Annotated in this window: 6 protein-coding genes and 2 pseudogenes; 3 read left to right on the forward strand and 5 right to left on the reverse strand. The window is 59.9% G+C overall.

All coding sequences use genetic code 11. From position 1 onward, the window contains the following. The 3 genes from RIN13_RS19635 to RIN13_RS19645 all read right to left on the reverse strand — a co-directional run. The coding region (locus RIN13_RS19635) for a hypothetical protein (protein WP_309108996.1) at positions 1–199 on the reverse strand (199 nt) is incomplete at its 3' end. Between the two features lie 837 nt (positions 200–1,036). After that, positions 1,037–1,954, reverse strand: a complete 918-nt coding sequence (locus RIN13_RS19640; RefSeq protein ID WP_309108997.1) for an NUDIX hydrolase — start codon at positions 1,952–1,954, stop codon at positions 1,037–1,039. Further along, the gene (locus RIN13_RS19645; protein ID WP_309108998.1) at positions 1,951–3,789 is read right to left on the reverse strand and encodes an ABC transporter ATP-binding protein; all 1,839 of its coding nucleotides are present in this window, start codon (positions 3,787–3,789) and stop codon (positions 1,951–1,953) included. The genes RIN13_RS19640 and RIN13_RS19645 overlap by 4 nt, the downstream gene beginning before the upstream one ends. A 1,024-nt stretch (positions 3,790–4,813) precedes the next feature. On the opposite strand from RIN13_RS19645, the gene RIN13_RS19650 reads away from it, so the two are divergent. After that, positions 4,814–5,344, forward strand: a complete 531-nt coding sequence (locus RIN13_RS19650; RefSeq protein WP_309108999.1) for an RNA polymerase sigma factor — start codon at positions 4,814–4,816, stop codon at positions 5,342–5,344. A 554-nt stretch (positions 5,345–5,898) separates the two neighbouring features. Here the strand turns inward: RIN13_RS19650 and RIN13_RS19655 are convergent. Next, positions 5,899–6,096 (reverse strand): hypothetical protein, encoded by a 198-nt coding sequence (locus RIN13_RS19655; protein ID WP_309109000.1) that lies wholly within the window; start codon positions 6,094–6,096, stop codon positions 5,899–5,901. A 511-nt stretch (positions 6,097–6,607) separates the two neighbouring features. Here RIN13_RS19655 and RIN13_RS19660 point away from each other — a divergent pair. Both RIN13_RS19660 and RIN13_RS19665 read left to right on the forward strand, forming a co-directional pair. Beyond that, a pseudogene (locus tag RIN13_RS19660) lies at positions 6,608–6,943 on the forward strand (IS1380 family transposase); the annotation flags it as partial. Beyond that, positions 6,900–7,178: pseudogene (locus RIN13_RS19665) on the forward strand (transposase); the annotation flags it as partial. The pseudogenes RIN13_RS19660 and RIN13_RS19665, both read left to right, overlap by 44 nt. A gap of 20 nt (positions 7,179–7,198) precedes the next feature. On the opposite strand, the gene RIN13_RS19670 reads toward RIN13_RS19665, so the two are convergent. Then, positions 7,199–7,537 (reverse strand): transposase (locus RIN13_RS19670; RefSeq protein ID WP_309109001.1); only part of this gene is annotated, 339 nt, incomplete at its 5' end.

Below are 7,537 nucleotides of genomic sequence, written 5' to 3' on the forward strand. Positions count from 1 at the left end.
CCGTGAGGCCCTGGACGACGTGCGCGTTAGTGACAGCGTTTCCGCTCTTCTCGTCCACCACAAAGCCTGTGCCCGTTCCTACGAAATCATCGGCACGGCGCCCCTGGATTGCGAAAACTGACTTCTCCCCGAGCGAGTACACCTGCTGCGACGTCAGAACTGCAGGATGCTCGTCGCCTTGTGGCAACGGATCACCCACCTTCAGGCCGCCCTCCTGATGGTGAGGAACCGCGGTAGCGGCTGCCGAGGGGTTAGCTGCGTGGCTTGCGTCCGTTGTCTGAGTTTGGTTCGGCTCCTGGTTGCCTGCGCAGCCCGTAACAGCAAGGACTAGCGCCGCCAACAAGGCTGCAGGGGGAGTTTGAGCTGGATTTCTCTTCGAAGGATGCATAACCGTCTCCTGGCCGCACATGAGGATAATCTGGCCGAGACGTCACCGTCCCGGATGCGCGTTTAGCGCGCCGTGAGACCTTTTGACTCTTCGTTACCGAAATGTCTTCGGTTGCATCTTGCCCGTATCTTACGCCTACTGCCTTACAAATGGCAGGTAACCCTAACTCTTAAAATAAAACTTACCGTCGTTTCATCCACAAGATGCAGGCAGCTGCTGACACGCGAGCCAAGTCTGCAAGAAGCACATTTGCCATCCCACCCTCCTCGCCATGGTGGCGTTCAGAGCGGCGGTCCTATCTTGGACGGAATGTCACATGAAAGGAACGAAGCGGCAAGAGCAGACAGCGGCACGCACGCAGGAGTTTCGCGCTTCTGGTCGTTCCTTCCCCGCGAAATCTCGTAATTCCGACCGGTTCCGCAAGTCGCAATCAACACTGCTACTGACTGGCGCGACGGCGCGCCAACGGCGGGCAGAAGGGGAATTCAGCATTCTTCAAGGCCGCTGATCACAACGTGTTTTTCCAGACAGGTTCGGGCTGCTCACGGCTCTCTAAGTCACGCTGTTTGATAAGCGCAGCGCTGGCACAGCGGCCTGCCGTTCCCCATCGCAGAAGGGCATTAGAGACAGGCCGCCCAGCTTGCTTTCTTAGACGTTGCCGTTCTGCGGGGCGGACAGGGGGAGGTAGTAGGCGGAGCGGTACCGGCTGCTGTCACCCGTCACAACCCAGGCTGACCCCTTCCGGACGCGGAAGCGCTTGTTCAGGACAATCCGCTCGTGGCGGCGGAGGTGGGCGAGGATGCCTGCCATGACGTCCTCGTGGGTGCACAGCACTGTTCCCTTCCCGCGCAGCTGCGCCACCAGGTCGAGGGTGGCCCCGAGGCTTCCTCCGGCCAGGTGATGCGATTGCTCCACCTCAAGGGACTCCCGCCGCGCCAGCTCAGCTACCGTGCCGACGCAGCGCGGCGACGGGGCGGACAGGACGCGCTCAATTTCGAACATGGATCCCAAAGCAGCGAGTGACGCGTCGGCAAGTCCGGTCGTGCCGGATGGCGGCGCGGCACTGTCGGTGCGGTCCTTCTCGCCCCTGATGACCTGGGCGCCACGGACGAGCAACAGCATCTTCTCGCGTTCTGGTACCGGCCTCACCCCCAGCTTCAGCTGCAGCTGCGTGCCGAGTGCGACGATCGGGGGTCTGTCCCGCGGCTCCGTGACTGTGCGCAGGGCGGCAGGCAGTGAAAGCCAGCGGATGGCGTCCACTTCCTCGTTGGCGGTGAAATGCCCCGATTCGGCAGCCGCGGCCCAGTAGTGGATGGTTTTGGTTCGGTTCTTGCTGTCCTCATACCGGATCGGCGGCAGCTCCGCGCCGAGGCGGCATTCAAAGCCGGTTTCCTCACGCACTTCCCGGGCCGCGCATTCTCGGCCGGTTTCTCCGGGTTCGGCTTTGCCTTTGGGGATGGACCAGTCGCGGTGACGGGGGCGGTGGATCAGGAGCACCTCGACCGCCCCTTTGGTTCCAATGCGCCAGGGCAGTGCGCCGTAGGTGGGCAGCTTGGTCTTACTCATACTCTTGCCTCCGTCTGCATGCTTTGAGCCCGTACCGGGGCCATGGCCGGAATAGCGGGTTCCTGGGGGTGCTGAATTTCATCGAGCCGGCTGTACAGGCCCCCCGCTGCGACCAGCTCTTCGTGCCGGCCGCTTTCGATGATCCGGCCATGGTCGAGGACGTAGATCCTGTCGGCACGCTTGAGCGTGGAAAGCCTGTGGGCGATGACGATCACGGTGCGTCCGGCCATGAGCCGGTCGAGCCCGTGCATGACGTACTGCTCGGAGATCGCGTCCAGGCCCGACGTCGGTTCGTCGAGGATGACGATTGGTGAATCCCGCACGAGCGCGCGGGCTATCGCGATGCGCTGGCGTTGCCCGCCTGACAGCGTGACACCCCGCTCTGCCACCGGCGTGTCGTATCCCTGGGGCAGGTCGCGGACGAACTCGTCTACGTAGGCTGCCTCTGCTGCCGCCAGCACCTGCTCCCGGCTTACGCTCTCACAGCCGTAGACAATGTTGTCGTAGATGGTTCCGCGGAACAGGATGGCCTCCTGCAGGACCATCGAAATTTGTTTGCGGACTGTTGGTACCTGCAGCTTCCGGATGTCGATCCTGTCGAGCAGCACCGTTCCCTCGGTGACGTCATAAAGCCGCGGGATCAGGCTGACAATGGACGACTTTCCGGCACCCGTGGGACCCGTAATGGCCACCAGGCTTCCCGGTTCGGCCTTCAGATTGATTTCGTGCAGCACGTCCCGGTCCTGGTAGCCGAAGCTGACGTTCCGCAACTCCACCCTGCCAGTCAGGCGCGGGGCGGGGACAGCGCCAAGCTCATCCGCAATGGCAGGAGCGGTGTCCAGGATCTCCTGGATGCGCTCGGCGCTGGCCTGGCCGCGGCTGATCACTGTGGTCAGTTTCGCCAGGGATTTCATGGGCGAATACATCGCTTTGAGGTAGGCGATGAAGACAAGCAGCAGGCCCAGCGTCATGCTTCCGTCCAGTACACGCTGCGCGCCGATCCACAGCACCAGCACGGTGCCCAGTGTGGCAATTACGTCCACCAGGGGAGAGAACATCGACTGTAATCGGATGACCCTAAGGCCCGCGTTCATGCGCCCGTCGTTCCGGAACCGGAAGGCTTCTTCGTGCTGCGTTTCGCTGGTGTACGTTTGCATCACCCGCACGGAAGCGAACGTCTCGGACATAGCCGCAGCGATGTCGCTGTCCTTGCTGCGGGCCTCCTTGGAAGCGCTCTTGATGCGGCGCCGGTACACGAGGACGGTCACGAACATCAGCGGAGCAACTGCCAGGCCGATCAATGCGAACGTCGGGTCCACGAGAACGCAGATGGTGGTGATGAAGCCCAGAATGAAAATGTTCGGCAGCAGCACGGAAAGCATGGACACCATCAGGGAACGGACGTAATCCACGTCCGTGGTGGTCCGGGTGACAAGGTCGCCCAGCCGCTGCCTGTCATGAAATGACAGCGACAGGCGCTGAAGGTGCACGAAGACATCCGCCCGGATAGCGGCCATGGTCTTCTCGCCGACGCCATTGAGCAGCAGTGTCCCCAGATAATCCGCCGCGGCATTCATCACCGTCAGGACGAGCAGCGCCGATGCGGCCAGCAGCAACAGCTGGAGCGGGCTGAGGCTGCCGAGGCCCAGGAACTCCGGGGTCGTTTCCGTGCCCGATTTGCCCAGCGGCTGCAGAACATCGTCAATAATGATCTTCATTGGCCAGGGCAATGCCACTTGCAGTGCTGCGACAAAAATGACCAGCAGCGTGCCGCCGCCCATTGCCCAGGCGTGTGGAGCAGCCGCCTTCCGGAACCGCCAAAAAGTGCGAAACATCTGTCCCCCTATGAAGACCAGTGGGACCAACGGACAACCTGTACTAAGAGAGCGACCGCTAGTAGGGCTCCCCACAGCGCGCGTCCCCTAAGCCCCAGGTGCGTACGCCTCCTGGCGTTCCTTAATTCATGATGTATCAACGAGGACTTATTCTGATGTGTTTTCAACTTTTTCCTTTTTAAAAACGCATGCTCGATTGATGGTTTGTAGATTTTGCTGTTGTGACGTAAGAGAAGTTGTTGTGCACGGCATAAAAACACATTGCGGCGCTGGCGATACATGTGGAGCGGGTGCTGTGCGCGTTGGGTTGCGATCTCATTGCCGTGCCCTTGCTACGACCTGGGCTTGCTCGGCCGGTTAGTGGAAGGTTATGCCTCGTTGATCTGGTTATGTTGATTAGAGGCTTGATTCTTCATTAAAGTTCCTGAGCATAGATGAGTTTGTTTCCAGAAGTGGCGGAATACAGTGCTTCCCGCATCAACTGTTGATGCTCAGTTCTGACGGGGCGCGGGGAGTTACCCTCGTAGGCGTAAGCTGCATGCTTGAGCCGAGGCATCATTCACCCGTACAGCCATGGTGTCGCTGATCTAATTTGCCGGTAGTGGTACTTGCGGCCGGTCTGGTTTTTCGTCTCCGACGGGACCGCCACTGGCGTGCTATCGTCACCCGGCAGAGCGGACCGTCATTATCCGGCTACGACAGAACGTAGACCCATCACCTTAGAAATCCTTTACAGGTTCCAGCAAAAAGCTTGTCTCACAGCACCATGCGTAGAACTCCAGATGGTTGTGCTCGGGTAGTAGTTCCTTCTGCGACCAAGATGCGGCTATGCAACCGGACCCTGGGGAGGTTGTCCTCTATGGAACTACCCCGCCGTCGTGCTAGCAGCAAGGGAAGACACCACCGCTAAGAGTGGCAGGGCCTTCCCTCTGTGTAAGGATGACCGGGCATTTCATGAGGGTTATAGTGGGCACAAATAGCCACTAGTGCGGGGGGCACGGCGACCTCAGCCAAGTGGGGAGGCATGGACGCGACCGTAGCTCAGAGGCGTCAGCTTGAGGCAGCTATCGGGGGCGATGCTAGCGCTTTTGGGACCCTGGCCACCGAGGCCCGGGCCATGATCTGGTCCGTATGCCTGAGGATCACGGGGAACACCTACGATGCCGAAGATGCCCTTCAGGACACCCTCTTAGCCGCATGGCGGGGCATCCAGCAGTTCCCCCGCGAGTACAGCTTCGGGACCTGGATTTACCGGATTGCGGCGAACGCCGCGTTGGCTATCGTCGGATCGAGACGGTCTGCGGAGGTCGAGGTTGACGGAACCTACACTCCGGAACGCGACTTCGCGGAACACCTCGCTGAGGCTGACCTCGTCCAGCGAACACTGAACACCATGCCGACGGATCTCCGTGTAGCCCTTGTGCTGCGAGAGCTGTGTGACTATACGTACGCGCAGATCGCCGACTATCAGGGAGTGGGTGTGCCTACAGTGAAGAGCAGGATTGCCAGGGGGAGGCTGGCTTTTGAGGCTGCTGTGACCTCTGGTCTGTTTTGAATAGTTCTCGAGCGCTGCATCGAAACTGTCGGTGAAGAAATCTATTCTGCTTCTTGGCGCGTCGGGGGTGCCTGTCGCAGGACTCGAAACTGAACTGAGCGGTTTTGGTGGCGCCTGTGGTCTGGGTTGGCAGTTGCCATATCACTCCTGTGAAACACGCCACGGTAATCCGGGCCATGGGACATTCGGGCCAAGGGCGATGCTTCGTTCCTGGCCGGGCTGTCATCACGCGAGATTTAGGCGGTGAAGTCGTCATGTAGCAGTAGTAGTCGCTATACCGGTATTTAGACCTTTCCAACTTTGTTGCCATATCGTTTGTCGCGACTCATGGTTTCGTAGGTCTCCAAACGGAAATGCAGCTTGTCATCCTCGCTTTGTTATACGTCCATTAGAGGCTCGAAGGTCGCGAAAAGTTCCTCAAGGACCCCAAAGTTTCAAAATGGACGGAGCAGCCAGCCCAGGCTGTTGGGGCTCGGTGCTTCATTGCAAATAGGAGCCGGGGTGCACATTCTGCGCCCCCGCTCCTTTTGTCCGCGGGGCTGGTTCATTTCGAGTTACTCGTTGTAAAGGAAGGTTTCAGAGACGCCGTTCCCATCCATGTCCACAGATTTCCAGTCGTACAGTGATGACAGATCTCCGTCGCCGAAGGCGTCGTAGATAATAGTTTCGTAGTACCCGTCAATGTTGGTGTCGTACCAGGTCATTTGGCCGTGCGTGTTCGTGATTGCATCGTATTCAAAGAAATCCATCATGTCTCCTTAGGCGGTGGTAGCTTCTTGCTTCCCGTTTTGTTGGTGATGCTTATTAGAGGTTCCTGCTGCCTCGGAAGTTCCCAAAGCCAGCAGGTAAGTTGGAAAACTTTTACCAGCCTTGCCACAACTCCGTGTGCCGGACGTTTCACTCCAGCTAGGTCAGCTGCTTTGCGCCGCCACCATGTGCAAGGAGATCGGCGGGCCGTCTAACCGAGACCTGCACGGCGGCGCCGCTGTCACGGGCTGATCGTGACTTCATCCTCAACCAAGACCGCGACGCCACGTCAGCAGGGGCCGCCTGAGCCCGGCTTTTGTCGGCCCTGCATCAACACCATTGACCTAGCCCGGGGTTTTCATGGGTTTGGGCGCTGAGGGCTGTGTTTAAAGGCGAAAAGGTGCTCTCACAAGGGAGAGTAGTGGTGTCTAAGCCAACTTGTCCCGGTCGTGAAGGAGCACCTTTTCGAAGCACCACTCTACCCCTGTTTTTCCATCATTCCCGGCGAATTTCAGCGGCCAGTCGCTCGTCTCCCACTCCGGGGTCAGGTTCCTCACCGGCTTTATGGACGCTCTGCGATTCAGCTGGCTGTGCGAGGACAGGCTCGGCCAGTTCGTTCCTCCCGGTGCACGGCACCGTTGCGGCAAACTCCTCGGTTCCCTGACCGCGATGCTCGCCGCTGGCGGCGAACACGCCTCGGACCTGGACATCCTCAGGTCATCACCCGCGCTCTTTGGCCAGTTGCCCTCGATCGCGACCGTGTCCCGGTTCTTCGAACGCACCGTGGCCAACCCGGAGCTGTGCAACCATGCCCACGCCGTATGGGGCGGAGTTCCGCCAGGATGTTATTGATGTGGCCCGGAAGGGCGAGGCGCTGTTGGCGCAGATCGCGAAGGATTTCGGGCTCTCGGTCACGACACTCAAGCGCTGGCTCGCCATCGCGGAGCGTAAGGAATCCAGGGCTGGCCCGGCAGCGTCGGAGTCGACCGAGATGCGGGAGCTGAAGAAGCGGAACCGGTTGTTGGAGCAGGAGAATGAGATTCTGCGCCGGGCTGCTGCCTATCTTGCCAGGGACATCAACCCAAAATGACTCTTCTATGGGTTCTGTCAATCCATGATGGCTTGGAGCTGGCGGAAGATGGAGCGGCAGACGTAGCGTTTGAGGTTCCGGCCGATTTCGCGGTTTGATTTTCCTGTTGCCCGGCTGCGTGTCACGTAGTCCTTTGTTTCGGTGTCAAAGCTCATGCGGGTGCGGACGATGACGTCGAAGGCCCGGTTGAGCTGGCGGTCTCCGGAGCGGTTGAGCCGGTGCCGGGTCGTGTTGCCGGAGGAAGCAGGGCGCGGTGCGACGGCTCCGAGTGCGGCGAAGGCTGCTTCTGAGCGGATGCGTCCGTGGTGGGAGTAGGCGCAGGTGATGATGGCCGCTGTAACTGGTCCCACCCCGGG

It is taken from the genome of Arthrobacter sp. (assembly GCF_031179985.1).
Taxonomy (GTDB): domain Bacteria; phylum Actinomycetota; class Actinomycetes; order Actinomycetales; family Micrococcaceae; genus Arthrobacter.

Coding starts and splice junctions, on each gene's coding strand:
- RIN13_RS19640 (WP_309108997.1), bottom strand. CDS start 1,954: ATGAGTAAGACCAAGCTGCCCACCTACGGCGCACTGCCCTGGCGCATT.
- RIN13_RS19645 (WP_309108998.1), bottom strand. CDS start 3,789: ATGTTTCGCACTTTTTGGCGGTTCCGGAAGGCGGCTGCTCCACACGCC.
- RIN13_RS19650 (WP_309108999.1), top strand. CDS start 4,814: ATGGACGCGACCGTAGCTCAGAGGCGTCAGCTTGAGGCAGCTATCGGG.
- RIN13_RS19655 (WP_309109000.1), bottom strand. CDS start 6,096: ATGATGGATTTCTTTGAATACGATGCAATCACGAACACGCACGGCCAA.